20 protein-coding genes are annotated in these 23,213 nt (G+C 69.4%); 9 read left to right on the top strand and 11 right to left on the bottom strand.

From position 1 onward, the window contains the following. Positions 1-33: 33 nt before the first annotated feature. Complete coding sequence (locus tag ACQQ2N_RS09385; RefSeq protein ID WP_440225452.1) at positions 34-1,218, bottom strand: efflux RND transporter periplasmic adaptor subunit; 1,185 nt, start codon at positions 1,216-1,218, stop codon at positions 34-36. 368 nt (positions 1,219-1,586) lie between these two features. On the opposite strand from ACQQ2N_RS09385, the gene ACQQ2N_RS09380 reads away from it, so the two are divergent. The 6 genes from ACQQ2N_RS09380 (at position 1,587) to ACQQ2N_RS09355 (ending at position 9,217) form a co-directional block, all read left to right on the top strand. Continuing rightward, positions 1,587-3,350 carry a M14 family zinc carboxypeptidase gene (locus tag ACQQ2N_RS09380; protein ID WP_440225451.1) on the top strand — a complete coding sequence of 588 codons (1,764 nt, stop codon included), beginning with the start codon at positions 1,587-1,589 and terminating at the stop codon, positions 3,348-3,350. A gap of 1,030 nt (positions 3,351-4,380) precedes the next feature. After that, positions 4,381-5,031 (top strand): TetR/AcrR family transcriptional regulator, encoded by a 651-nt coding sequence (locus ACQQ2N_RS09375; protein ID WP_440225450.1) that lies wholly within the window; start codon positions 4,381-4,383, stop codon positions 5,029-5,031. Next, positions 5,028-6,011, top strand: a complete 984-nt coding sequence (locus ACQQ2N_RS09370; RefSeq protein WP_440225449.1) for an HlyD family secretion protein — start codon at positions 5,028-5,030, stop codon at positions 6,009-6,011. The genes ACQQ2N_RS09375 and ACQQ2N_RS09370 overlap by 4 nt, the downstream gene beginning before the upstream one ends. A gap of 53 nt (positions 6,012-6,064) precedes the next feature. Further along, the gene (locus ACQQ2N_RS09365) at positions 6,065-6,982 is read left to right on the top strand and encodes an ABC transporter ATP-binding protein (protein WP_440225735.1); all 918 of its coding nucleotides are present in this window, start codon (positions 6,065-6,067) and stop codon (positions 6,980-6,982) included. Further along, positions 6,979-8,073: an ABC transporter permease gene (locus ACQQ2N_RS09360; RefSeq protein ID WP_440225448.1), complete on the top strand. Its 1,095-nt coding sequence runs from the start codon at positions 6,979-6,981 to the stop codon at positions 8,071-8,073. Before ACQQ2N_RS09365 ends, ACQQ2N_RS09360 begins: the two co-directional genes overlap by 4 nt. 472 nt (positions 8,074-8,545) lie before the next feature. Beyond that, on the top strand, positions 8,546-9,217 hold the full coding sequence (locus ACQQ2N_RS09355) for an energy transducer TonB (protein WP_440225447.1): 672 nt from the start codon (positions 8,546-8,548) through the stop codon (positions 9,215-9,217). A gap of 4 nt (positions 9,218-9,221) precedes the next feature. Here ACQQ2N_RS09355 and ACQQ2N_RS09350 read toward each other — a convergent pair whose 3' ends face one another. Further along, the gene (locus tag ACQQ2N_RS09350; protein WP_440225446.1) at positions 9,222-11,681 is read right to left on the bottom strand and encodes a putative bifunctional diguanylate cyclase/phosphodiesterase; all 2,460 of its coding nucleotides are present in this window, start codon (positions 11,679-11,681) and stop codon (positions 9,222-9,224) included. Between the two features lie 251 nt (positions 11,682-11,932). Further along, positions 11,933-12,577, bottom strand: coding sequence for an RIO1 family regulatory kinase/ATPase domain-containing protein (locus ACQQ2N_RS09345; RefSeq protein WP_440225445.1), 645 nt, complete (start codon positions 12,575-12,577; stop codon positions 11,933-11,935). Positions 12,578-12,724: 147 nt separating this feature from the next. Here ACQQ2N_RS09345 and ACQQ2N_RS09340 point away from each other — a divergent pair, with 147 nt between their 5' ends. After that, positions 12,725-13,210 (top strand): DUF456 domain-containing protein, encoded by a 486-nt coding sequence (locus ACQQ2N_RS09340; RefSeq protein WP_440225444.1) that lies wholly within the window; start codon positions 12,725-12,727, stop codon positions 13,208-13,210. Between the two features lie 18 nt (positions 13,211-13,228). On the opposite strand, the gene trhA is transcribed toward ACQQ2N_RS09340, so the two are convergent. Continuing rightward, the gene (gene trhA, locus ACQQ2N_RS09335; RefSeq protein WP_440225443.1) at positions 13,229-13,897 is read right to left on the bottom strand and encodes a PAQR family membrane homeostasis protein TrhA; all 669 of its coding nucleotides are present in this window, start codon (positions 13,895-13,897) and stop codon (positions 13,229-13,231) included. Between the two features lie 74 nt (positions 13,898-13,971). Then, complete coding sequence (locus tag ACQQ2N_RS09330) at positions 13,972-14,403, bottom strand: hypothetical protein (protein ID WP_440225442.1); 432 nt, start codon at positions 14,401-14,403, stop codon at positions 13,972-13,974. A gap of 150 nt (positions 14,404-14,553) precedes the next feature. Here ACQQ2N_RS09330 and ACQQ2N_RS09325 point away from each other — a divergent pair, with 150 nt between their 5' ends. Beyond that, the gene (locus tag ACQQ2N_RS09325; RefSeq protein ID WP_440225441.1) at positions 14,554-15,375 is read left to right on the top strand and encodes a universal stress protein; all 822 of its coding nucleotides are present in this window, start codon (positions 14,554-14,556) and stop codon (positions 15,373-15,375) included. Between the two features lie 70 nt (positions 15,376-15,445). On the opposite strand, the gene gap is transcribed toward ACQQ2N_RS09325, so the two are convergent. Then, positions 15,446-16,459: a type I glyceraldehyde-3-phosphate dehydrogenase gene (gene gap, locus ACQQ2N_RS09320; protein ID WP_440225440.1), complete on the bottom strand. Its 1,014-nt coding sequence runs from the start codon at positions 16,457-16,459 to the stop codon at positions 15,446-15,448. 319 nt (positions 16,460-16,778) lie between these two features. On the opposite strand from gap, the gene ACQQ2N_RS09315 reads away from it, so the two are divergent. Next, a complete protein-coding gene (locus tag ACQQ2N_RS09315; protein ID WP_440225439.1) occupies positions 16,779-17,540 on the top strand; it encodes a S1/P1 nuclease in 762 nt (253 codons plus the stop codon). A gap of 85 nt (positions 17,541-17,625) precedes the next feature. Here ACQQ2N_RS09315 and ACQQ2N_RS09310 read toward each other — a convergent pair whose 3' ends face one another. From ACQQ2N_RS09310 to tkt, 5 genes are all read right to left on the bottom strand, one after another. Beyond that, on the bottom strand, positions 17,626-17,922 hold the full coding sequence (locus ACQQ2N_RS09310) for an energy transducer TonB (RefSeq protein ID WP_440225734.1): 297 nt from the start codon (positions 17,920-17,922) through the stop codon (positions 17,626-17,628). Positions 17,923-17,932: 10 nt separating this feature from the next. Continuing rightward, complete coding sequence (locus tag ACQQ2N_RS09305) at positions 17,933-19,282, bottom strand: M56 family metallopeptidase (RefSeq protein ID WP_440225438.1); 1,350 nt, start codon at positions 19,280-19,282, stop codon at positions 17,933-17,935. Next, a complete protein-coding gene (locus ACQQ2N_RS09300) occupies positions 19,272-19,640 on the bottom strand; it encodes a BlaI/MecI/CopY family transcriptional regulator (RefSeq protein ID WP_440225437.1) in 369 nt (122 codons plus the stop codon). The genes ACQQ2N_RS09305 and ACQQ2N_RS09300 overlap by 11 nt, the downstream gene beginning before the upstream one ends. Positions 19,641-19,772: 132 nt before the next feature. After that, positions 19,773-20,600 (bottom strand): ferredoxin--NADP reductase, encoded by an 828-nt coding sequence (locus ACQQ2N_RS09295; RefSeq protein ID WP_440225436.1) that lies wholly within the window; start codon positions 20,598-20,600, stop codon positions 19,773-19,775. A gap of 231 nt (positions 20,601-20,831) precedes the next feature. After that, complete coding sequence (gene tkt / locus ACQQ2N_RS09290; protein ID WP_440225435.1) at positions 20,832-22,826, bottom strand: transketolase; 1,995 nt, start codon at positions 22,824-22,826, stop codon at positions 20,832-20,834. Positions 22,827-23,213 lie beyond the last annotated feature (387 nt).

The raw sequence follows: 23,213 nt of genomic DNA, 5'->3' as shown, positions 1-23,213 counted from the left end.
CGGCCGCGGCTTCGGGTGGGTCGAACGGCGTGGTCAGCCGCCGGCCGCGGGCTTGCCGTCGACCGGTGCCGACGGCGGCGTCGGCGCGGCGACTTCGCCCGGCGCCATCGGCTTCACTTTCGTACCGGCCTTGAGGCGGAACTGGCCCTCGGTGACGATGCGGTCGCCGACCGCGAGGCCCTCGGTGACGAGCACGTCACCGCCGTCGAGCGTGCCGCCGGTCACGAGCTTGTGCATTTTCACGGTGTCGTCGCCCTGCACGAGCCACGCGTACTCGCCTTCCGGGCCCTGCTGCACGCCCGTCGCCGGCACGACCACGCCGCCCTGTACCGTGCGCACCTGCAGGCGCACGTTGACGAACTCGCCCGGCCACAGCTTGCGGTCGGCGTTGGCGAACTCGGACTTGAGCTTGAACGTCGCGGTGCTCGTGTCGATCGTGTTGTCGATCACCACGAGTTCGCCCTCGGCGATCGTCTTCGCATCGGCGCGCGACAGCGCGAGCACCTTGAGCGGCGTCGCGTCGGCCTCGCGCACCTTGGCCATGTCCTGCTGCGGCAGGTTGAACACGATGTTGAGCGGCTGCACCTGGGTCAGCACGACGATGCCGCTGCCGTTGGCGGTGACGAGGTTGCCGACGTCGACCTGGCGGATGCCGGCGAGGCCGTCGATCGGCGCGACGATGCGCGTGAAACCGAGCTGGGTGCGCGCGTTGCTGATCGCGGCATCGTCGGAGGCGATCAGCGCCTCCTGCTGGCGCACGGTCTGGCGCTGGTTCTCGAGATCCTGCGCCGACACGAACTTCTGGCCGATCAGTTCCTCGTAGCGCTTGAGCGTGCTGCGCGATGCGGCGAGCTGGGCCTCGTCCTGCTTCTTCTTGGCCAGCGCCTGGTCGAGCGCGGCCTGGTAGGTGCGCGGATCGATCTCGGCGATGAGGTCGCCCTTGCGCACTTCCTGGCCTTCGCGGAAATGCACGGCCTGCAGCTGGCCGCCGACCTGCGCGGCCACGGTGACCGTGTTGAGCGCCTGCACGGTGCCGAGCGCGGTCAGGAACAGCGGGACATCGCGGGCTTCCGCGGCGACCGCGGTCACCGGCACGGGCGCATCGTCGCGTCCCTCATGCGGACCGCGCTTCTGGCCTTCTCGGCCGACGAACCTCGAGCCCACTGCCAACGCGACGAGCGCCACGACGGCGATACCGATCCACTTTCCGCGCGACATGCGCTGCATTCCTTTCATCTGGGCTACGGTGCCGGCGAGGTGTCGACTTGCCGGCGCATGGCGACCGGGCGGGCCGAGGCACGCTCCGGGGCGCGAATGATCCACGGATCACGGCGTTTCCGCGAGGTGCTGGGAGTCACGTCCGATGCAAAGATTCCCGAAGATGGCGAAAAGAAGCGCAGCGGCAGCCTCCACATTCTCGCGACCGACTCGTCGGTGGACCGCCTTGTTCATCTTCCGTGCAGCTAGGTGAATGGAGGCGCCGAAGCTGTTCCTGCCGGCGGTACCGGTCCATCCGCGCCCCGGTGGCCCTGCCCGCGGGCCGGCGCGACGGCTACCATCGCCGGCTCCCGCAGGAGATTCCCGACATGCGTTTCCGCCTCGCTGCCTCGCTGATCGCCGCGTTGTCCCTGCCCGTCATGGCGGCGGAACCGATCACGACGCACGCCGAGCGCTCCGGATTCACGCAGACGGGCCGCTACGCCGAGGTCGAATCGCTGTGCACGGCCTACGCGGAGCGCTGGCCCGATGCGGTGCGATGCGAAACGTTCGGCCGCACCCCCGAAGGTCGCCCCATGCTTGCCCTCGTCGCCTCGCGCAGCGGCGCGCTCACGGCAGCCGATGCACGTCGCCGCGGCACGCCGGTCCTGCTCGTGCAGGGCGGCATCCACGCCGGCGAGATCGACGGCAAGGATGCCGGCTTCCTCGCACTGCGCGAGATGCTCGACGGCACCGCCGCGAAAGGCGCGCTCGAGCGCGTCGTCGTGGTGTTCGTGCCGGTATTCAACGTCGACGGCCACGAGCGCACGGGACGCTGGAACCGCCCCAACCAGCGCGGCCCCGAGGAGATGGGCTGGCGTACCACCGCGCAGAACCTCAACCTCAACCGCGACTACGTCAAGGCCGATGCGCCCGAGATGCAGGCGATGCTGCGCCTCGTCGACGCCTGGGACCCGATCGCCTACACCGATCTGCACGTGACCGACGGCGCGCAGTTCGAGCACGACATCTCGATCAACCTCGAGCCCTCGCATTCGGGTGACCCGGGCCTGCGCAAGGCCGGCGTCGCGCTGCGCGACGCGCTGCTCGCCGACCTCACGCGCCAGGGCTCGCTGCCGCTGCCGTTCTATCCGTCGTTCGTCGAGTACGACAACCCGGCTTCGGGTTTCGAGGACAACGTCGCCACACCGCGCTTCTCGCACGGCTATTTCCCGTTGCGCAACCGCTTCGGCGTGCTCGTCGAGACGCATTCGTGGAAGGACTACCCGACCCGCGTGCGCATCACGCGCAACACGATCGTCGCGCTCGTCGAGCACGCGGCGAAGGACGGTGCGCGCTGGCGTGTGCTCGCCACGAAGGCCGATGCCGCCGCAGCCCAGCTCGGCGGCACGGTCGTGCCGCTCGATTACAAGGCCACCGACAAGGCGCGCACGATCGCGTTCCGCGGCTACGCCTACACGCGCACGCCGTCGGAAGTCTCGGGCGCGCTCATGACGCGCTACGACGAGCGCACCCCGCAGGTCTGGAACATCCCGCTGCGCGACGACGTGCAACCGCAGCTGCAGGTGACCGCACCGCGCGGCGGCTACATCGTCCCGCCCGCGCATGCCGCGCTCGTGTCGGCATGGCTCACGCGCCACGGCATCACGTTCCGCACGCTCGACGCCGCACGGCCGCACGCCGATGTCGAGGTGTTCCGGGCGACCAAGGCGACGTTCGGCACGGGCACCGTCGAAGGCCACCAGCGCCTTGCCCTCGAAGGCCGCTGGCAGCACGAACCGCGCGACATCCCGGCCGGCGCGCTGTACGTGCCGATCGCGCAGCCGAAGGCACGCCTCGTCGTCGCGATCCTCGAACCGCAGGCGCCCGACTCGATCGCAGCCTGGGGCGGCTTCAACACCGCGTTCGAGCGCAAGGAATACATGGAGGAGTACGTCGCCGAGGACGTGGCCCGCGCGATGCTGCGCGACGATCCAGCGGTCGCCAAGGCCTTCAACGAACGCCTCGCGACCGACGAGGCGTTCGCGCGCAGTCCGGCGGCCCGCCTCGAGTTCTTCGCGCGCCGCCACAGCTCGTGGGACGAGCGCCTCGACCTGTATCCGGTGATGCGCAGCGACGTCGAACCGCACTGAGGGGCTGTTCGGGCGCCGACCCCGACCTGGGGTCAGGGTGATGTTCTCGTTGCGGGCAGAGCGCCGCCGGCACTGCCTGGAAAATGAACCTGACCCCGGGCTCGACTCCCTGTCCCGTGACGTACAGCGACACGGCGTCACGCGGACGGGCTTCGCGGGCGCGATGCCGCATGGGGTCAGGTTCATTTTCTTCGTGGCCGGCAAAGGGTGGCCAGCCTTGCCTGGAAAATGAACCTGACCCCGGGGCGTCCAACCTCTACCCGGTCATGCGCTGCGACATGGAACCGCGCTGACGGGGCGCCCGTGATGTCGGGCCGAACGACCCGGCGCGAAGTGCGGGCGGGACGATGTGGCTAAGCCTCGACGACACATGCATGAGCGCTCGTCGCCCGTCCGCCCCCTCTCCCCCGGCCCCTCTCCCGCGAGGGGAGAGGGGAGGTAGGCACACCTTCAGCAGCCCTAGGTGGGGAGATGAGGCGGCATTCCGCCTGGAAAGGGTCGCGCCTTCAGCGCCCCCACGCCGGGAGATGGTCACGCCTTCCGCGTCGCGACGTGTTGCTCCTTGTGCCTTGCTCCTTGTGCCTTGCTCCTTGTGCCTTGCTCCTTGTGCCTTGCTCCTTGTGCCTTGCTCCTTGTGCCTTGCTCCTTTTGCCTTGCTCCTTGTGCCTTGCTCCTTGTGCCTTGCTCCTTGTGCCTTGCTCCTTGTGCCTTGCTCCTTGTGCCGTATGCCGTATGCCGTATGCCGTATGCCGTATGCCGGCGACGAGCATGATGTGGAGTATCTGCCGGACAACCGCGAATCGCCGCGGAAGCGTCCACGGGCGCAGGCCAGCACGGCGTGACGAAAACGCTTGCCTCCCCTCTCCCCTCGCGGGAGAGGGGCCGGGGGAGAGGGGGCGGAGGACGACGAGATCCACGTGCGCGCCGTCCAGGCTCGGGGACGGCGTCGACGCCGAACCCCGCGACGGCCACTCCTGCCTCCAACCGCGGCGCTTGAAATTGAATTATTGTTCAATTTAATATTTCACACATGTCTCGCCCCTCCCCACCGCGCACGCGCGGCCGCCCCGGTGCCGGCGACGACGCCGACCGCCGCACACGCATCCTTGATATCGCCATCGAGCTGTTCAGCCGGCAAGGCATCGCAGCGACCTCGATGACGCAGATCGCGCGTGCGGCGCATGTCGCGCCCGCGCTGCTCCACTACTACTTCGGCGACCGGGACCGTCTCGTCGACACGCTGGTCGACGAGCGCATCGCGCCTGCGATCGGCGCGATCGGTGCCGCGGTCGCGGCGGCGCCCGATGCGCCGCGCGACATCGTGCGCGTGTTCGTGCGCGCGATGTCCGAGGGCGTTACCGCCCACCCCTGGTTTCCACCGTTGTGGCTGCGCGAGGTGCTCAGCGAGGGCGGGCTGCTGCGCGAGCGCCTCGTCGGCACGTTCGCGACGCCGGTCGCGCGCGGCCTGCGCGATCGTTTCGCGCGCGCGCAGGCCCAGGGCGTCATCGACGCGCGACTCGACCCGCGCCTGCTCGTGGTGTCGCTGATCTCGCTGACCCTTTTCCCGCACGCGGCCGCGCCGGTCTGGCGTCCGCTGCTCGAGGCCGACGACATCACCACGACCATACTCGCCGACCACACGATCGCCTTGCTCGAACGTGTCCTGGAGCCGCCCCGATGAGAAGCACCCGGATCCTGTCCGCCGTCGCCCTCGTGCCGCTCGCACTCGCCACCGGATGCCGGCGCGAAGCTCCGTTGCCGCTCATGGGCACGCTCGAACGCGAGCGCATCGGGGTCGCGGTCGAAGCCTCTGAGCCGATCGTCCGCATCGATGTCGCCGAAGGCGACGACGTCAAGGCCGGTGCGCCACTGCTCGCGTTCGACACGCGCCGCACCGACGCGCAACTCGCCCAGGCCGAAGCCGAGGTGCGGCGTGCCGAAGCCGCATTCGACGAGCTGCGCCACGGCACGCGACGCGAGACGCTCGATGCGGCCCGCGCGACGCTGTCCGGCGCCGACGCCGCAGCGTCCAACGCGCGCCGCGAGCGCGACCGCCTCGCCGACCTGCGTGCACGCGGGCTCGTCGCCCAGGCCGACCTCGACCGCGCCGAGACGGCGCTGCGCACCGCGCAGGCGCAAGCCGGCAGCTCGCGTGCGAACCTGCGCGAACTCGGCAACGGCGCGCGCATCGAGGATCTCGACCAGGCCGAAGCCGCGCTCGACGCCGCGCGCGCGGCGCGCGATCGCCTCGTGCTCGTGCGCGAGCGCCTCGAAGTGCGCGCACCACGCGATGCGCGCGTCGACGCCCTGCCGTTCAAGCTCGGCGACCAGCCGCCGCTCGGCGCGACGGCCGTGAGCCTGCTCGCGGGCGAGGCGCCTTATGCGCGCGTCTACGTGCCGGCGAGCCTGCGCGCCGGCCTCGATCTTCAGGCGCGCTGCCAGGTCGTCGTCGAAGGCATCGCGACGCCTTACGGCGCGCACCTGCGCAGCCTGCGCGCCGATCCCGCGTTCACGCCGTACTACGCGCTGTCGGGCGACGACGCGAGCCGCCTCGCCTACCGTGCCGAGATCGTGCTCGACGACGTCGCGGCGGTGCGCCTGCCGGCCGGCCTGCCCGTGCAGGCCGACTGCGAACGCAGGGAACCGGGCGCGACGCCGTGAACGCGATTGCCCGAAGCGATGCCGATACGCGCGATCCGGGCGGCGATGCCGTCATCGTCGCGCGTGGCCTGACCAAACGCTTCGGTGATGTCGTCGCGGTCGATCACCTCGACCTCACCGTGCGGCGCGCCGAGGTCTACGGCTTCCTCGGCCCCAACGGCTGCGGCAAGTCGACGACGATCCGCATGCTCTGCGGCCTGCTCGGCGCGAGCGAGGGCAGCGTGCGCGTGCTCGGCCACGAGCTGCCCGACGACGCCGAGGCGGTCAAGCGCCGCATCGGCTACATGACGCAGCGCTTCTCGCTCTACGAGGACCTCACGGTCGGCGAGAACCTCGCGTTCCTCGCCGCCGTGCACGGCCTCGCCGGCACGAAGGGGCGTGCACGCATCGGCGAACTGCTCGAGCGCTATCACCTCGGTGCGTTGCGCGGACGCCTCGCGGGCGCGATGTCGGGCGGCCAGAAGCAGCGCCTCGCACTGGCAGGAGCGGTGTTGCACGACCCCGAGCTGCTGCTGCTCGACGAGCCGACCAGTGCGGTCGATCCACAGTCGCGGCGAGACTTCTGGGACGCGCTGTTCGATCTCGCCGATGCCGGCACGACGCTGCTCGTGTCGACGCATTACATGGACGAGGCCGAGCGCTGCCACCGCCTCGCGATCCTCGACCGCGGCCGCCTCGTCGCCGACGGCACGCCGCACGACCTCATGGCCGCTCTGCCCGGCAGCACGGTGCGTGTCGACACGCCGACACCGCGGCGCCTGCAGCAGGCGCTCGCGCACGAGCCGCACGTGATCGGCGTCGCGCAGATCGGCGCGAGCCTGCGCGTGCTCACCGACCGCCGCGACGACGGCGTCACCTGGCTTGCCGCGACGCTGCGCGAGCGCGGCCTCGAGGCGGACGTCGACGACACGCCGCCCAACCTCGAGGACGTGTTCGTCGCCGCGACGCGCGCGCGCGAGGCGTCGCCGTGAAGCTCTCGCGTCTGCTCGCCGTCGTCACCAAGGAGCTGCGCCAGCTACGCCGCGATCGCCTCACGTTCGGCATGATCGTCGGCATCCCGACCCTGCAGCTGCTGCTGTTCGGCTTCGCGATCAACCTCGACGTGCGCCACCTGCCCGCCGCCGTGCTCGACGAAGCCGGCACGTGGCGCTCGCGCGAACTCGTCGCAGAACTCGCGTCATCGCAGGTGCTCGACTTCCGTCATCGCCTGGCCGTGCCGCAGCAGGCCGACGAGCTGCTGCGACGCGGCGAGATCGGCGCCGTCGTGGTGATCCCGCGCGATCTCGAGCGCCGCCTCGAGACCGGTGGCGAGCCGGCGTGGCAGCTCGTCGTCGACGGCGCCGACCAGTCCGTGCAGGCCGCCGCGCGTCAGCTCGCGGCATTCCCGACGGCCTCGCTGCGCGCGGGCACCAAGGCGACGCCACCGGCCGTCGAGATCGTCAACCTCTACAACCCGCAGCGGCGCGCGCCGGTCAATACGGTACCGGGCCTGATCGGCGTGATCCTGACGATGACGATGGTCGTGTTCACGGCCATGGCGATCGTGCGTGAACGCGAACGCGGCAACATGGAGATGCTCATCGCGACGCCGCTGTCGTCGTTCGAGCTCACGCTCGGCAAGGTGCTGCCGTACATCGGCATCGGCCTGATCCAGGTCACGCTGATCCTGCTGCTCGGCATTGCCGTGTTCGACGTGCCGATCCGCGGCGGGCTCGTCGACGTCTACGTCGCCGCGCTCGCCTACATCAGCGCTGCACTCGCGCTCGGCGTGCTCGTCTCGACGCTCGCGAAGACACAGTTCCAGGCCATGCAGATGGCGTTCTTCCTGTTCCTGCCGCAGATCCTGCTGTCGGGCTTCATGTTCCCTTACGACGGCATGCCGCGCGCCGCGCAATGGCTGGCCGAGGTGTTCCCGCTCACGCATTTCCTGCGCCTGATCCGCGGCATCATGCTGCGCGGCGCAAGCCTCGACGAGCTCTGGCCTTCGCTCGCCGCGCTGGCCGCCTTCATCACGATCGTGCTCTCGATCGCCGTGCGGCGCTTCCGCAAACGCCTCGACTGACGCTACTGCTGTCAGGGGAAAATCCGCGCACCGCGTCGCGCCGTCAGCGGGGCTGTCGCGTGGTGGTTCCCGGCGCTCGGCGTCGTGCGACTCCACAGTCTCGACACGTCTTCCCCACTGGCGTTGCGCTTGAGCCCCTCTCCCTCCGGGAGAGGGGTTGGGGAGAGGGTGCGGGATCGTGACCACGTCCGATCAATGTCGCGATCCCGGACCCTCATCCGGCCCTGCGGGCCACCCCGTACCGGGGTACGGGGCAGGCTCTTCTCCCGGAGGGAGAAGGAAAAGAAAGCACGCGATGCCGCGTTGCCGCGAGAACGAGTCGACATCCCGGCATTCATCGCCGGATGTCTGATGCGGCAACGCTTCCCAGCCTTCGCTTCGAACCCTTCTCGGACAGCAATGCGACCGACGCCGAACCCCGCCGCGCCACGTGCCACGTTGGATCGTGCGTCACTGGCCCGAGGGGACGCACATGGCGACGCAGGCATCGACGCGGCACGACACGCGCTGGAGCGCACAGAGAATCACCGGCATGGCCGGTACGTTCGCGGTGCACGTCGCCGCGGTGGCGATGCTCGCCCTGCCCGGCACCGCGCCCGTGGCGGCGGTGCGCGAAGTGGTCGCGACGACCATCACGATGCACGAGAAGCCTCCCGAGCCCGTGATGCTGCCGCCGCCACCGGAACCTCAGCCCAGGCCTCGCCCGCGCCGCGAGCCCGTTCCCGTCGCGCGTCCCCAGCCGATCCCGATCGTCGCCGAAGCGACCACGTCGATGCCGGTGCCACCCGTCGCCGACGTGATCGATGAAGGCCCGGCGATCGTCGACGCACCGGTCGCCGATCCGGGCCCGGGAACGTCGGCCGGCGCCAACGTGACGCTGGCCTACGCCGCCCTCGTGCAGCCGAGCTATCCGGATGCCTCGCGCAAGAAGGGCGAACAAGGCACCGTGCTGCTGCGCGTGCTCGTCGACGTCGAGGGACGCGTCGACACGATCGAGGTCGCACGCAGCAGCGGCTCGCAGCGCCTGGATCGTGCCGCACGCGACGCCGTGCAGAAATCGCGCTTCCGGCCCGTCATCGTGGACGGCGTGCCGCGACCGGCGTGGGGCCTCGTGCCGATCGCGTTCACGATCGACCGCGGCTGAAGCCTCAGGCGAACGCGGGGCGCACGGCGAACGCGAACTCGGCGTGCGGCCCTTCCTGCACCGCCGGCTCGACGACCGACTCGGCGATGAGGTCGTCGAGCGGCACGGCCGTGTGGATCGCGAAACCCTGCACGGCGTCGACGCCGAGTTCGCGAAGGCTGGCGAGCACGCGCGAACTCTCGACCGACTCGGCGACCGTGCGCAGCTTGAGGCAGCGCGCGATCTCGCACATCGAGCGCACGAGCACGGGATCGACGTCGTTGCGCGCGAGGTCACGGATGAACGCGCCGTCGATCTTGAGGATGTCGACCGGCAGGTTCTTGAGGTAGGCGAACGACGACATGCCGCTGCCGAAATCGTCGAGCGCCACGCTGCAGCCGTGCGCGCGCACGTCGTCGATGAACGCACGTGCCTGCACGAGGTCGGCGATGACGGCGGTCTCGGTGATCTCGAAGCAGAGCTTGCGCGCGACGGCCGGGAAGCGCTCGAGCAGTGCGCTGACGTGCGCACGGAACGCGGGTTGCACGATCGACTGCGCGGACACGTTGACGTGGCACAGGCCGAGTCGCGCGAGATGCTGCGGCGATTCGGCGAGGCGCTCGAGCGTGGTCGCGACGACGAGGCGATCGAGCGCGACGATCTCGCCGTAGGTCTCGGCCGCCGGCAGGAACTCGCCGGGCATGTAGAGCCGGCCCGCGTCGTCGCGCAGACGCAGCAGGATCTCGTAGCCGAGCGTGTCCGGTGCACCGAGCGTCTGGATGCGCTGCGCGTAGAGCAGGATCTGGCGGTCCTGCACGGCCTTGCGGATACCGCCGACCCAGGCCATCGCGTCACGACGCCGCGAGATCGCCTCGTCGGTGTCGCGGTAGGTGCGGATGCAGTTGCGGCCCTGGTCCTTGGCCACGTAGCAGGCGCGGTCCGCGGCACGCAGCAGGTCGCCTACGTCGCGCGTGCGGCCGTCGATCTCGACGAGGCCGATGCTGCCGGTGACGCCGAAATTGCGCCCTTCCCACACGAATGCCGCGTCGGCCATCGCGCGACCGAGACGCTCGGCGACCCGCTCGGCTTCGTCGATCGCCGTGCGCTCGAACAGCAGCGCGAACTCGTCGCCGCCGAGTCGTCCGACCCAGTCGCTCGCGCGCAGATGGCTCTGCAGGAGCGCCGCGAGTTCGCGCAGGAGCTGGTCGCCCGCAGCATGCCCGCAGGTGTCGTTGACGATCTTGAACTGGTCGAGATCGATGAAGCACAGCGTGTGGTTGGTACCGTTCGCGCGCGCGCTCGCCGTGGCGCGTTCGAGGCGCCGCTCGATCTCACGGCGGTTGATGAGACCCGTCAGCGCATCATGGCTCGCCTGCCACGCCATCTCGCCCGCGAGCTCGCGCGCTTCGGAAACATCTTCGGCGAGCGCGAATACGCGCGGCTCACGGCCACCCGCGACCTGCACGTGCGACGTGCTCCAGCGCAGCAGGCGCGTACCGCCGTCGCGATGCACGAAGCGGTGATCCGTCGGCGGTGCATGACGGTCTCCGGCCGGCGTGACGAGATCGGCACGCAGCGCCTCGAGCTCCTCGGGATGGGCGATGTCGTCGAGGCATTTGCCGCGCAGCGCGGCGGCGGGCCAGCCGAGGATGCGTCCGATCGCGTCGTTGACCTCGATGAAGCGGCCCTGCCGGTCCATCTTGAGCATGCCGACCGTGGCCTGGTGGAACGCCGCACGGTAGATGCCCTCGCTCTCGGCGATGCGGCGCAACGTCGAACGCAGGATGCGCAGCGCGAGCCACGCGATCACGGCGAACAGCGCGACGCTGCTCGCGATGAGCACGGCATTGAGCGCGCGCGCGCCGTGCACGAGCGATGCCGAGAACGCCAGTTCGAGCGGGCGCATGCGTTCGTCGAGCACGATGACGCGCTCCTGGAACGCGTTGCCTTCCGCCGTCGTGATCGGACCGGCGCTGATGCGCCGCTCCATCTCGTCGGTAAGCGCGGCGAGCTGCAGGATGTGGTCGTCGGCCTCGCGCCACAGCCTGACCGAATCACGGAAGTACGGGGCGTGGCGGAAGTAGCGGTACATGCGGATGAGGCGTGGCACTTCCTGCGGCGCGTTGCCGCCCTGCAGGAAGCCTTCGCGTGCGGCGGCGAGGTCGGGAGGATCGAGGTCCAGCGCGAGACGCGCACGCAGGTCGCCGAGCGGCACCGCGAGTGCCTCGCGCGCGAGGACGAGGTCCTCGTTCTGGCCGTGCTCCGCGTACTGGTAGAGCTCGCGCACGGCATCCTGCTGGCCCTTGGACCAGTGGCTCTCGCCGACGATGTAGGCCGTTGCACCTGCCTGGATCTCGAGGACGGTCGAGGTCAGTACCGCGGCAACGGCGGCGAAGACGATCAGCAGGCCGAACTCGAGCGGCAGGCGCCGCGCGACGCTGCGGGGCGATGCCGATTCGATGCACTCAGGGTTGTCGGTGGCCATGGGCTTCCTCCCTTCACCGGCGTCGGCGACGGCCGCGCACGAGGGGACGCGAGGAAGATGCAACTTGTATACCTGTTCACAAACAACATGATCACCCGCCCACAAGAAGCGGTTAATTGATGAAAATCAATGAGATGAGGCCAATTATCCGAATTGCGCCATCACGCAGCCTGTCTCACGCTGCGACAGGCATGCCCTGAGGAGTGGCGTTTTGGGCCTTTGGGTGGCCGGCCATTCAGATTGCGTGCCGACTAGGGACGGACGCGGCCGTTGCCTTCGTTGTCCCAGTAGCCGAACAGCTTGCGGGCCACGAACTTGTAGGCGCGCTTGCCGGTGGCGCGCCAGGCCTCGGCGATCCACGAGCGACGCGCGAGCACGCGACGCTCGGTTGGCGTGAGGTGCTGAGGGCAGTACGTGCGCTTGTGCTTGAGGAGGTGGCGCAGGTCTTCGCGCGCGAGCAGGCGGAACAGCCGTCCGCGGCGTGGACGGAACCACGCGATCTGGAAATCGACGACGGCCGGCGAGCCGTCGACGCGCTGCAGCCAGTTCGGCTCCTTGGCGAGATCGTTGTGGACCACGCCCCGAGCGCGCATCGCCTTGAGCAGGCGGTGTGCCGCGCGGTAGTAACCCGGGTCGCGGGGCTTGGCCTGCTGCATCGGGATGCCCGGCATGAAACTGCGCTCGAGCACGCCGGCCTGCCAGCCGAGCAGCGCCGGGACCGCATCGACGCCTTCGAGCGCATCGAGCACGCGCGCCTCGCGCGCCGCGGCGGTACGCGCGATCCAGCGCACGCCGAGGTGCGCCGCACGCGTGTCGCGGCGGATCCAGATGCGCTCGCCGTCGCGGCAGGTCTCGATGCGGCCGAGTGCGTCGGCCTTGAGCAGTTCGGTGTTCATGCGGCGCGCATTATCGGGCATGACCACGGGCCAGGCGCATCGTGCAGTGCGCCATATCACATCTTTACATCTCGGGTCACACGGTCGCGGCGCTGCCGGGCAGCTCACTTGCCCTAGACTGCGCGACCCGCCCCGACCCCGCCGCCCATGACCGTCACGATCCTGCTCTACGTGCTCGCCGCCGTGCTCGTGCTGGTCGGCATCGCCGGAACGATCCTCCCGGCCCTGCCCGGCGTGCCGCTGGTGTTCGTCGGCATGCTCGTGGCCGCCTGGGCCGGTGATTTTGCACTGATCGGCTGGCCGACGCTGACCCTGCTCGGCGTGCTGTGCGTGCTCTCGATCATCGTCGACTTCGTCGCCGGCGTGCTCGGCGCCAAGCGTGTCGGCGCGAGTGGCTGGGCGTTGTTCGGTGCCGGCCTCGGCACGTTCGTCGGCCTTTTCTTCGGCATCCCGGGCCTGTTGTTCGGGCCGTTCGTGGGCGCGGTCGCGGGCGAACTGATCGCCGGCGGTACGCTGCGCCGCTCGGCGATCGTCGGCGTCGGCGCCTGGCTCGGCTTCGTGTTCGGCACGCTGGCCAAGATCGCGCTGTGCTTCACGATGCTTGGCATCTTCGTGCTCGCGCTGCTGATCTGAGCGAGCGATACGCGGCGATCAACGGCTGCCCGGCGCGTCCGGCAGCACGTGGAACAGGATCGCGAAGAAGTGCAGCACGCTGCCGAGCAGGACGAACACATGCCAGATCGCGTGGTGGTAAGGCATGCGTTCGCGCAGGTAGAACGGCACGCCGAGCGTGTAGCTGACGCCGCCCGCGATCAGCAGTGCCATGCCGCCGGCGCCAAGGCGTTCGGACAGAGGCACCGCCGCGAGCATGCCGATCCAGCCCATGCCGAGGTACAACGCCACGACGATGCCGTGGCGCCGCACACGCGCAAGCTTCATCGCGATGCCGACGATCGCGAGCGTCCACACCGCCGCGAACAAGGACCAGCCCCACACGCCACCGAGACCGATCAGCGTGAACGGCGTGTAGGTGCCCGCGATGAGCAGGAAGATCGCGACATGGTCGATGAGCTGCAACACCGGCTTGGCGCCGGCATTCGGGATGCCGTGGTAGAGCGTGGACGCGGTGTAGAGCAGGATCAGCGTGGTGCCGTACACCGCGCTCGCGGTGATGTGCCAGGCGTTGCCGTACAGGCTCGCGAACGCGACGAGCACGGCGAGGCCGGCGATGCTGAGGACGATGCCGAGACCGTGGATCGCCGTCGAGGCGAGCTCGTCGCGGAACGTGATGCGGGAATCGAATGTGCCGGCAGGGGCCATCGCGACCACCTCGTCTGCTGCGCCAGGGCCCGTCTCGCGACGGGCGTCCAGCATGACTCAGGCGACGCGTGGCCTCAACGCTTCTCGATGATGAAGCTGCCGAACGCGACGCCGAGATCCCAGCCGCGGCCCTTGCCGCTCAGCGCGAGCGAGATCGGTCCCTTGGTGACGACGCGCGCGCTCGTCGACTTCACGGCGCCCGCGTGCGCCTCGGCGGTCGCGTAGCCGCCGATGATGTCCTCGATGTCGTAGACCTCGGAGAACTTGCCGATGCCGTCGTCGATCTCGGACTTGCCGAACGACACGCCACCGCCCTTCGCGCTGATCTTGACCTTCATCGAGGTGCCGTTGCTGCAGCGCACGGTGCCGTTGCCGGAGGCGGTCTTGTAGAACGCGGACCAGCCCGACATCGAGAACGTCATCTCGCAATCGAGCTTGGCGGCCGATGCCGACGTCGCGGTGCCGGCGAACACGAGCGCGGCGGCGAGCACGAATGACCTGGACATGGCGATCCCTCTTGCATGACGGATCGCCATTCTGCGCAGCGGCACATGTCGCGCACAATCGGGGACGACCCTCGCGGTTGGGCCTCGTTCATCGCGCGGGCACGTCGCGCCGTCGTATGCTCCCGGCCTGCCGATCGCCGATGCCACGCCATGTCCGACGTCGATCTCGTCATCCACCTGCGCCGCTGCGAAGGCGAACCGATCGCCGCCGAAGCGGGCCTGCGCCTCGCCGCGCGCCTCGGCGCGCACGCGCTCGGACTTCACGTCGTCGCGATTCCGCCCGCCGCGTTCGTTTCGCCCGAAGCCGTGGCCGTGCACGTCAACGAGGCCGACCATCTCAGCGACGAGGCGCGTGCACGCGAACCCTGGTGGGACGCGCAGCTCGCGCGTTTCGGCGTCCAAGGTGCGTTCCAGGTCGTGCAGGGCGATCCCGTCGATGCGCTGTGCCACGCGGCGCGCTGGTGTGATCTCGTCGTCGCCGAGCGCCCGGTGAGCAACCCCGATGCGCCCGTGGGTTGGGGCATCGTCTCGCGCACGGTGTTCGACGCGGCGACGCCGGTGGTCGTGGTGCCCGACGTCGCGCGCGTCGCCTCGATCGGCGAACGCATCGTGATCGCGTGGAACGGCAGCCGCGAGGCGATGCTCGCGATCCGCGGCGCGCTGCCGCTGCTGCGGCTCGCGGCGTCCGTGGACGTGCTCGACGGCCTGCCGCCGCATCCTGCGATGCCGAATGCGCTGCCCGCGTTCGACCTGCGCGCGTGGCTCGCGCGACGCGGCATCGATGCGCATTTCCACGCGTTCCGGCCGGACGGTGCGCACGGCCCTGCCGTGCTCGAGGCCGCGCGCTCGCACGCGGCCGATCTTCTCGTCACCGGCGCCTGGGGCCAGTCGCGCATCGCCGAACTCGTGCTCGGCGGCGCCACGCGCCACCTGTTCCAGCACAGCGACATCCCGCTGCTGGTCGCGCACTGAGCACGCGCGATGCCGCAGCGAAGAAGGCGCGCCGGAGCGCGCCTTCTTCGTGACCACCTGACCGTGACGCTTACTTCGCGGCGACCAGCGCCAGCGTCATGTCGAGCATGCGGTTGGAGAAACCCCACTCGTTGTCGTACCAGCTCAGCACCTTGACCAGCGTGCCGTCCATGACGCGCGTCTGCGTCGCGTCGTAGATCGACGACAGCGGATTGTGGTTGAAGTCGATCGAGACGAGCGGCTTCTCGTTGATGCCGAGCACGCCCTTGAGCGGGCCTTCGGCGGCCGCCTTCACGATCGCGTCGATCTCGTCCTTCGTCGTCGCGCGCGCGGCCGTGAACACGAGGTCGACGACCGAGACGTTGATCGTCGGCACGCGCATCGCGAAACCGTCGAGCTTGCCGTTGAGCTCGGGCAGCACGAGGCCGACCGCGGCGGCAGCGCCGGTCTTGGTCGGGATCTGCGACTGCGTGGCCGAACGCGCGCGGCGCAGGTCGGAGTGGTAGACGTCGGTCAGCACCTGGTCGTTCGTGTAGGCGTGGATCGTCGTCATGAGGCCGTGGACGATGCCGATCTTCTCGTGCAGCGCCTTGGCCAGCGGGGCGAGGCAGTTGGTCGTGCACGACGCGTTCGAGATGACCTCGTGCGAGGCCTTGAGGCCATCATGGTTGACGCCGTAGACGAACGTGCCGTCCACGTCCTTGTCGCCCGGCGCCGAGATGATGACCTTCTTCGCGCCACCGGCGAGGTGCGCACCGGCCTTGGCCTTGCTCGTGAACAGGCCCGTGCACTCGAGCACGACGTCGACGCCGAGGTCGCCCCATGGCAGCTTGGCCGGATCGCGCTCGGCGAACACCTTGATGCGATCGCCGTTGACGACGAGGTCGCCGCCTTCCACCGCCACCTCGCCCGGGAAGCGGCCGTGTGCGGTGTCGTACTGGGTCAGGTGCGCGTTCGTCTCGGCGTTGCCGAGGTCGTTGACCGCGACGATCTGGATCTCGCCGTTGCGCTTGGCTTCGTACAGCGCGCGCAGGACGTTGCGGCCGATGCGGCCATAGCCATTGATGGCGACCTTGACTGCCATGGGAACACTCCTCGAAGGGCGACGGAAAAGGGGACCGGCATTCTAGCGGCCCTGCCCTTGCGTCGCACGGAGCCACTCCGATGGGGCCAATCGCCCGGACCTCGCCACACGCCCGGAACAGGCCGGATCGGCACCGGAGAGGTTCCACGACGCGTCACCGCGGCACCGTGCCGCAGGCTCGCCGGCCGCGCCCATGTGACGAACGAGGGTCGAAGCGTCACACGCGATCGCGCACACTAGGACGATGCCACGCTTCCCTTCGACCGTTCCACACGCACGCCGCGCTCCCATTCGCTCGATCGCCGCGTGTGCCGCGCTCGTGCTTTCCGTCCTGTTGCCGACGACCGCGCTCGCGTGGAGCGGTGCCGGCCATCGCATGATCGCCGAGCTCGCCGAACGCCAGCTCTCGCCGGCCGCGCGTGCCGAAGCGCAGCGCCTGCTCGCCGTGCGTGGCGCGGCACACCTCGCCGATGTCGCCACCTGGCCCGACGAACTGCGCGACGATCCGAAGCAGCGCGCGCTGTCGAAAGCGACCTCGCGCCTGCACTTCATCAACTTCGCGGATTCGACCTGCCGCTACGATGCCGCGCGCGACTGCGCCGGCGGTCAGTGCGTGGTCGGCGGTGTCGCGACCTACGCCGCGATCCTCGGCGACCGCACGAAGCCCGATGCCGAACGCGCCGATGCGCTGAGTTTCGTCGTGCACTTCGTCGGCGATGCGCACCAGCCGCTGCACGCGGGCTACCGTACCGATCGCGGCGGCAACGACTACCAGGTGCAGCTCGACGGCAAGGGCACCAACCTGCACACCGTGTGGGATTCGCGCATCCTCGGCAGCCGCCGCATCGGCTGGAGCGACTATGCCGAGCGCCTCGCGAAGGAACCGCGCCTCGAGGTCGCCGGCATGCCGCGCGACTGGGCCGAAGAGTCGTGCCGCATCACGCGCGACGACGGCGTCTATCCGAGCAAGCACAAGCTCGAGTCGTCGTATCCGGTAACGATGCGCCCGCTCGCCGAGCGCCGCGTGCGCGAAGCTGCCACGCGCCTCGCGGCGACACTCGAGCGCGCTCTGGTGCGTTGATGCGCGCACGCGCGGTGCCGCAGCCCGGCACCGCATGGCGCGAAGAGCCGGCGGCGCTTGCCCACATGCGGAACCGTAGCCCGCGTCAGGGTTCGCGCACGACGATCGTGTCGAGTGCCGTGACGTCTCCGTCGGCCGCCGCCGCGACATCGGCGGCAACACCAGCGCCGAACGCGATCGGCACGATCACGCGAGCCTCGTACGGCGCGCCATCGCGCATCGCGGGCTCGAATGTCCAGGCCCGCACCGCGGCGATCGCGCTGTCCGCGAGACGGTCGGCCAGCGCCACGTGCAGCGCTTCGGGTTCGATACGTCCGCGCACGATGTCGAGCGGCATGCCGTCACGCCCGACGAGCACGTCGAGGTGCACGCGCCCTTCGATCGACCGACCGTTATCGTCTTTCGGCTGGATGGGCGGACTGATGCGCGCATAGCGTGGTGGATCCCGCGGAGGGCATGGCGGCCTGCGCCTCGTTCCCGCTCCGGTCCGATTCGCCCATTGTCCCTGCGCCGACGAACCGCGCCGCGACCTCGAGCGTCCAAATTGCCTCGGCTCCAGGCTCGCCCATCCTCATCGACGCGGATCGCCCCGGCATGAAGACCAGCGACGGCGAACTGACGACGATGCCATTGTCGCGGACGACGCCACGCGCCTCGATCGCACCGCCGGCGGACGGCTGGAATGTGATCTCGAGCTCCTTGCGCGACGCGCCCTCGCCCACGCTCACGACGAGCGGCGCTCCCACGGCGAGCAATGCACGGCGGGTCGACACGTCCGGCGTGCCGGCCCGGCCGCTTGCCGCGAACGTCAGTTCGACGGCGATCTGCTGTGACGGCGTCGCGGGTTGCGTGGACCATGCGACGAGGCTGGCCGATGCCGTCAGCACGGCAACCATCGCGACACCGAGACGATGTCGGGTCGGTGCGACGTCGCCATGGCGCAACATCCCGACGCGCTCGACCAAGGGATGGACGGACCGCCACGTGCAGCCTGCAGGCAACGGCGTCGCGCCAGACTCCGCATCGAGCATCGCGCTCGCGTACGCGCGGCGCTGGCACGGCGAGCAACCGTCGACGACGCAGGCGTCGCATGCCATTTCCTGGTCCCGGCGGAAACGCGACACCGCCGCATGCATGAGAGGGTTGAACCAGAACACGCATTGCCAAAGGGACGCGAACGCGTTGCACCAGTGGTCGCCACGTGCGCGGTGGACGCGCTCGTGGCGCAGGATCATCTCGCGTTGGTCCTGATCATACCGCGTATCGAAATCCGCCGGCACGACGATGCGCGCCGGCAGCAGGCCCACCAGTGCCGGTGCGTGCGTGCTGCTCGACGCGCGAAGGATGCCCGATCCCGCATCCTGCAACCGACCGAGCGAGCGCACGAAGCGCCGTTGCCGCCGCACGAGCACGATCGCGTACGCGATGCCACCGAGTGCCCAGCCGGCCATGAGCCACGGACGCGCATCGATGGCGACGGCCGCGGTGTCGCCGGCTGCACCCACGACAGGCAACACGAGCGGTTGCGGCGCGTCGAAGACGAACCTCTGCACGTCACCGACCTGCTCGCCTCCCGGCAGCATCGAGACGAGCGTGACGATCGGCACGAGGCTCCACGCGGAATGGGCCAGGCGCGCGCCGAAGCGTGCGAGCAGGGTTCCGCGCAGCACGAGCACCAGCGCGATCGCGGCACTCGACACGATTGCGGACCACAGCAGCATGAGGGCGGGATCATTCGCCATCGTCGATCTCCGCGATGAGGCGCCTGAGCTCGGCGATGTCCTTCTTCGTGAGCTTGCGCTGCTCGGAGAAATGCGCGACGAGCGGCGCGACGCGGCCACCGAAGAGCCGATCGAGCAGCGACGTGCTCTCGGCGTCGACGTAGTCGCTGCGCGGCACGAGCGGCCGGTACAGGTAGCGCCGTCCGTCGCGCTCGGCCGCGATCGCCTTCTTCGTCAGCAGGCGGTTGAGCAGGGTCTTGACCGTCGCCTCCTGCCAGCCTTGCGCGTCGGCCGTGCGTGCGACGATCTCCTCGGCGCTGAGCGGCGAGCGCCCCCACAGCGCGTCCATCACGATGCTTTCGGCATCACTGATCTGCATGTCGTTTACATCCGTAATCGATGACTGACGATTACATGCGTAAACGATCAAGTCAAGCGTCGGGCGCGCCGATGTCGCCGGCGCCCTTCGTGACGATAGGAACCTTCGCTTTTGCCGCGAACGCGCGCCGGCTCAGCGCTCGACGAACGCGCGCTCGATCACGTAGTCGCCCGGCGTGCCGATGCGCGGCGAGACGACGAAGCCGCGGCGGTCGAGCAGCGCCGAGATCGAGGCGAGCATCGCGGGGCTGCCGCAGATCATCGCGCGATCGTTGGCGGGATCGAGCGGCGGCAGGCCGATGTCGGCGCACAGCTTGCCGCTGTCGAGCAGCTCGTCGAGGCGACCCGTGTTGCGGAACGCTTCGCGCGTGACGGTCGGGTAGTAGACGAACTTCTCGCGCACAGCCTCGCCGAAGTACTCGTGGTTCGGCAGCTCGTGCTCGAAATAGTCGCGGTAGGCGAGATCGGCGACCGTGCGCACGCCGTGCGTGAGGATCACCTTGTCGAAGCGCTCCCAGGTCTCGGGATCGCGCACGAGTGCGAGGAACGGCGCGAGGCCGGTGCCGGTCGACAGCAGGTAGAGGTGTTTCGCGGGCTTGAGGTCGTGCAGCAGCAGCGTGCCGGTCGGCTTGCTGCCGATCAGGATCTCGTCGCCGACCTTGAGGTGCTGCAGGCGTGAGGTGAGCGGACCGTTCGGCACCTTGATGCTGAAGAACTCGAGCTGCTCTTCGTAGTTCGCGCTCGCGATGCTGTACGCGCGCAGCAGCGGGCGCCCCTCGACCGGCAGGCCGATCATGATGAACTGGCCGTTCTCGAAACGCAGGCCGGCATCACGCGTCGTCGTGAAGCTGAAGAGGAAGTCGTTCCAGTGCCGCACGCTCAGCACGTGCTCGGTGTTGAAGGCTGCCACGTTGTCACCTGTCGGAGGATCGCGGCGCAGACGCGCCGTCGGGATCCGCATGGTCGAAAGCCCGGCGCCGTGGCGCCTTGGCGGAGATCAAGAAGGGCTGGCGATCCGGGCTGCGAGGCTGCGGCACGGTGACGCTGGCATGGCATCGCGTGGACCGGCGGGTTCGCGATGCGCATCGGGTCCGGTCGCAGGCGACGGACCCGCACATTGTGCCGTGTCGACGCGCCGCATGGGCGACGCGCGACATGCGGCCGCGCCCCGCGGACGGGGCGCGGCCTGCGATCAACGCAGCGCGGCGGCGACGTCGGCCGTGCGCTCGGCGGTGACGCCGAAGTGTCGGTACAGCGCATCGGCCGGTGCCGAGGCACCGAACGTGTCGAGGCCGACGACCTCGCCATCGAGACCGACGTACTTGCGCCAGAAATCGGTCACGGCGGCTTCGATCGCGACACGCTTGCGGCACCACGACGGCAGCACGCCCTCGCGGTACTCGGGCGACTGCGCATCGAACACGTTCGTGCACGGCATCGACACGACGCGCGCGGCGACGCCGCGGTCGGCGAGGATGCGCATCGCCTGCATGGCCACTTCGACTTCCGAACCCGTCGCGACGAGGATCACGTCGAAGCGCGCTTCGGCCGGATCCGACAGCACGTAGCCGCCACGCGCGATGTCGCCGACCTGCTCGGGCGTGCGCGCCTGGTGGGCGAGGTTCTGGCGCGAGAACACGAGGCACGACGGGCCGTTGCTGCGCTCGATCGCGGCCTTCCACGCGACCGCCGACTCGACCGCGTCGGCCGGGCGCCAGACGTGGTTGTTCGGGATGATGCGCAGGCTCGCGAGGTGCTCGACCGGCTGGTGGGTCGGGCCGTCCTCGCCGAGGCCGATCGAATCGTGCGTGTAGACGTGGATCGCGCGCGTCGGGATCAGCGCACTCATGCGCACCGCGTTGCGCGCGTAGTCGGAGAACACGAGGAACGTCGCGTCGTACGGGATGAAGCCACCGTGCAGGGCGAGGCCGTTCGCGATCGCGCTCATGCCGAACTCGCGCACGCCGTAGTAGACATAGTTGGCCGAGGCATCGGACGAGTTGACGTCCTTGGAGCCCTTCCAGATCGTGAGGTTCGAGCCGGCGAGGTCGGCCGAACCGCCGATCAGTTCGGGCAGCAGCGGGCCGTAGGCGTCGAGCGCCATCTGCGAGGCCTTGCGCGACGCGACGACCGGGCCTTCGGCCTGCAGCTTCGCGATCCACGCGTCGGCCGCGGCACCGAAACCTTCGGGCAGCACGCCGGCCTGGCGGCGCTCGAACTCGGCGGCGAGCTTGGGATGCGCCGCACGGTAGCCCGCGAACAGCGTGTTCCACTCGGCTTCGCGCTGCGCACCGCGCTCGCGCGCGTTCCACGCACCGTAGATGTCGGCGGGGATCTCGAACGGCGCGTGAGACCAACCGAGGCGCTCGCGCGCACCGGCGATCTCGTCCTTGCCGAGCGGCGCGCCGTGACTCGCTTCCTTGCCCTGCTTGTTGGGTGCGCCGAAGCCGATGATGGTCTTCGCGCAGATCAGCGTCGGACGGTCGGCAGCGGCGGTCGAGGCGAGCGCCCTGGCGATCGCGTCGGGATCGTGGCCGTCGACGCCGCGCACGACGTTCCAGCCGTAGGCTTCGAAGCGCGCCGGCGTGTCGTCGGTGAACCAGCCGTGCACCTCGCCGTCGATCGAGATGCCGTTGTCGTCCCATACCGCGACGAGCTTGCCGAGGCGCAGCGTGCCGGCCAGCGACGCGGCCTCGTGCGAGATGCCTTCCATGAGGCAGCCGTCGCCGAGGAACACGAACGTGCGGTGGTCGACGACGTCGAAGCCGTCGCGGTTGAAGCGCGCGGCGAGCACCTTCTCGGCTAGCGCCATGCCGACCGCATTGGCGAGGCCCTGGCCGAGCGGACCCGTGGTCGTCTCGACGCCAGGTGTCTCGGCGTATTCCGGATGGCCGGCGGTCTTCGAGTGCAGCTGGCGGAAGCGCCTGAGCTCGTCGATCGGCAGGTCGTAGCCGGTCAGGTGCAGCAGCGCGTAGATGAGCATCGAGCCATGGCCGTTCGACAGCACGAAGCGGTCGCGGTTGGCCCACTTCGGGTTCGCCGGGTTATGGCGCAGCACGTCGTTCCAGAGCACCTCGGCGAGGTCGGCCATGCCCATCGGCATGCCGGGGTGACCGGATTTCGCGGCTTCGACCGCGTCCATGGCCAGCGCGCGGATCGCGTTGGCGAGTTCAGTACGGCTCGGCATTGATCGACTCGACTCGGAGGGGAGCGGCGTGCCCGACGGCCGGCCGCGAGGGGCGCGCATTGTCGCCGATCCGTCCCGGCTTGTCCCCCCGTGGCGGCGCTCGGAGGCTGGACGAAGCCACAACGCGGCAGTTGCGATGCGCCGCTTCGCGATCGAAGAGAAACCGTGGAGAAGGCATGCACGGAATGTTGGAAAAGCGTTGAACGGCACGCCACGAGGCATGAAGCAAGGCACTGATTTTACTCATGAAGTCACGTCGATGAACAATAACTAAACCCATAAGTATTGAAATACGGAGGCATGAACACCAGCTTAGGACTCGCGACCACGACGGGAACGCCAGAGCGCTCCTGCCGTCGAAGTTCGCGATGCCTGCGGCGCCCCGCC

It is taken from the genome of Dokdonella aquatica (assembly GCF_051987395.1).
Lineage (GTDB): Bacteria > Pseudomonadota > Gammaproteobacteria > Xanthomonadales > Rhodanobacteraceae > Dokdonella.
Note: the sequence above shows the minus strand (reverse complement) of the source record. Positions and strands in the feature narration are given on the sequence as shown.

What these genes read in the sequence shown, in the direction of transcription:
- ACQQ2N_RS09305 (WP_440225438.1), bottom strand. Translation starts at nt 19,282, where the DNA reads ATGGCGAATGATCCCGCCCTCATGCTGCTGTGGTCCGCAATCGTGTCG.
- ACQQ2N_RS09340 (WP_440225444.1), top strand. Translation starts at nt 12,725, where the DNA reads ATGACCGTCACGATCCTGCTCTACGTGCTCGCCGCCGTGCTCGTGCTG.
- ACQQ2N_RS09345 (WP_440225445.1), bottom strand. Translation starts at nt 12,577, where the DNA reads ATGAACACCGAACTGCTCAAGGCCGACGCACTCGGCCGCATCGAGACC.
- ACQQ2N_RS09375 (WP_440225450.1), top strand. Translation starts at nt 4,381, where the DNA reads ATGTCTCGCCCCTCCCCACCGCGCACGCGCGGCCGCCCCGGTGCCGGC.
- ACQQ2N_RS09330 (WP_440225442.1), bottom strand. Translation starts at nt 14,403, where the DNA reads ATGTCCAGGTCATTCGTGCTCGCCGCCGCGCTCGTGTTCGCCGGCACC.
- ACQQ2N_RS09325 (WP_440225441.1), top strand. Translation starts at nt 14,554, where the DNA reads ATGTCCGACGTCGATCTCGTCATCCACCTGCGCCGCTGCGAAGGCGAA.
- trhA (WP_440225443.1), bottom strand. Translation starts at nt 13,897, where the DNA reads ATGGCCCCTGCCGGCACATTCGATTCCCGCATCACGTTCCGCGACGAG.
- gap (WP_440225440.1), bottom strand. Translation starts at nt 16,459, where the DNA reads ATGGCAGTCAAGGTCGCCATCAATGGCTATGGCCGCATCGGCCGCAAC.
- ACQQ2N_RS09355 (WP_440225447.1), top strand. Translation starts at nt 8,546, where the DNA reads ATGGCGACGCAGGCATCGACGCGGCACGACACGCGCTGGAGCGCACAG.
- ACQQ2N_RS09350 (WP_440225446.1), bottom strand. Translation starts at nt 11,681, where the DNA reads ATGGCCACCGACAACCCTGAGTGCATCGAATCGGCATCGCCCCGCAGC.
- tkt (WP_440225435.1), bottom strand. Translation starts at nt 22,826, where the DNA reads ATGCCGAGCCGTACTGAACTCGCCAACGCGATCCGCGCGCTGGCCATG.
- ACQQ2N_RS09295 (WP_440225436.1), bottom strand. Translation starts at nt 20,600, where the DNA reads ATGCGGATCCCGACGGCGCGTCTGCGCCGCGATCCTCCGACAGGTGAC.
- ACQQ2N_RS09300 (WP_440225437.1), bottom strand. Translation starts at nt 19,640, where the DNA reads ATGCAGATCAGTGATGCCGAAAGCATCGTGATGGACGCGCTGTGGGGG.
- ACQQ2N_RS09380 (WP_440225451.1), top strand. Translation starts at nt 1,587, where the DNA reads ATGCGTTTCCGCCTCGCTGCCTCGCTGATCGCCGCGTTGTCCCTGCCC.
- ACQQ2N_RS09385 (WP_440225452.1), bottom strand. Translation starts at nt 1,218, where the DNA reads ATGTCGCGCGGAAAGTGGATCGGTATCGCCGTCGTGGCGCTCGTCGCG.
- ACQQ2N_RS09370 (WP_440225449.1), top strand. Translation starts at nt 5,028, where the DNA reads ATGAGAAGCACCCGGATCCTGTCCGCCGTCGCCCTCGTGCCGCTCGCA.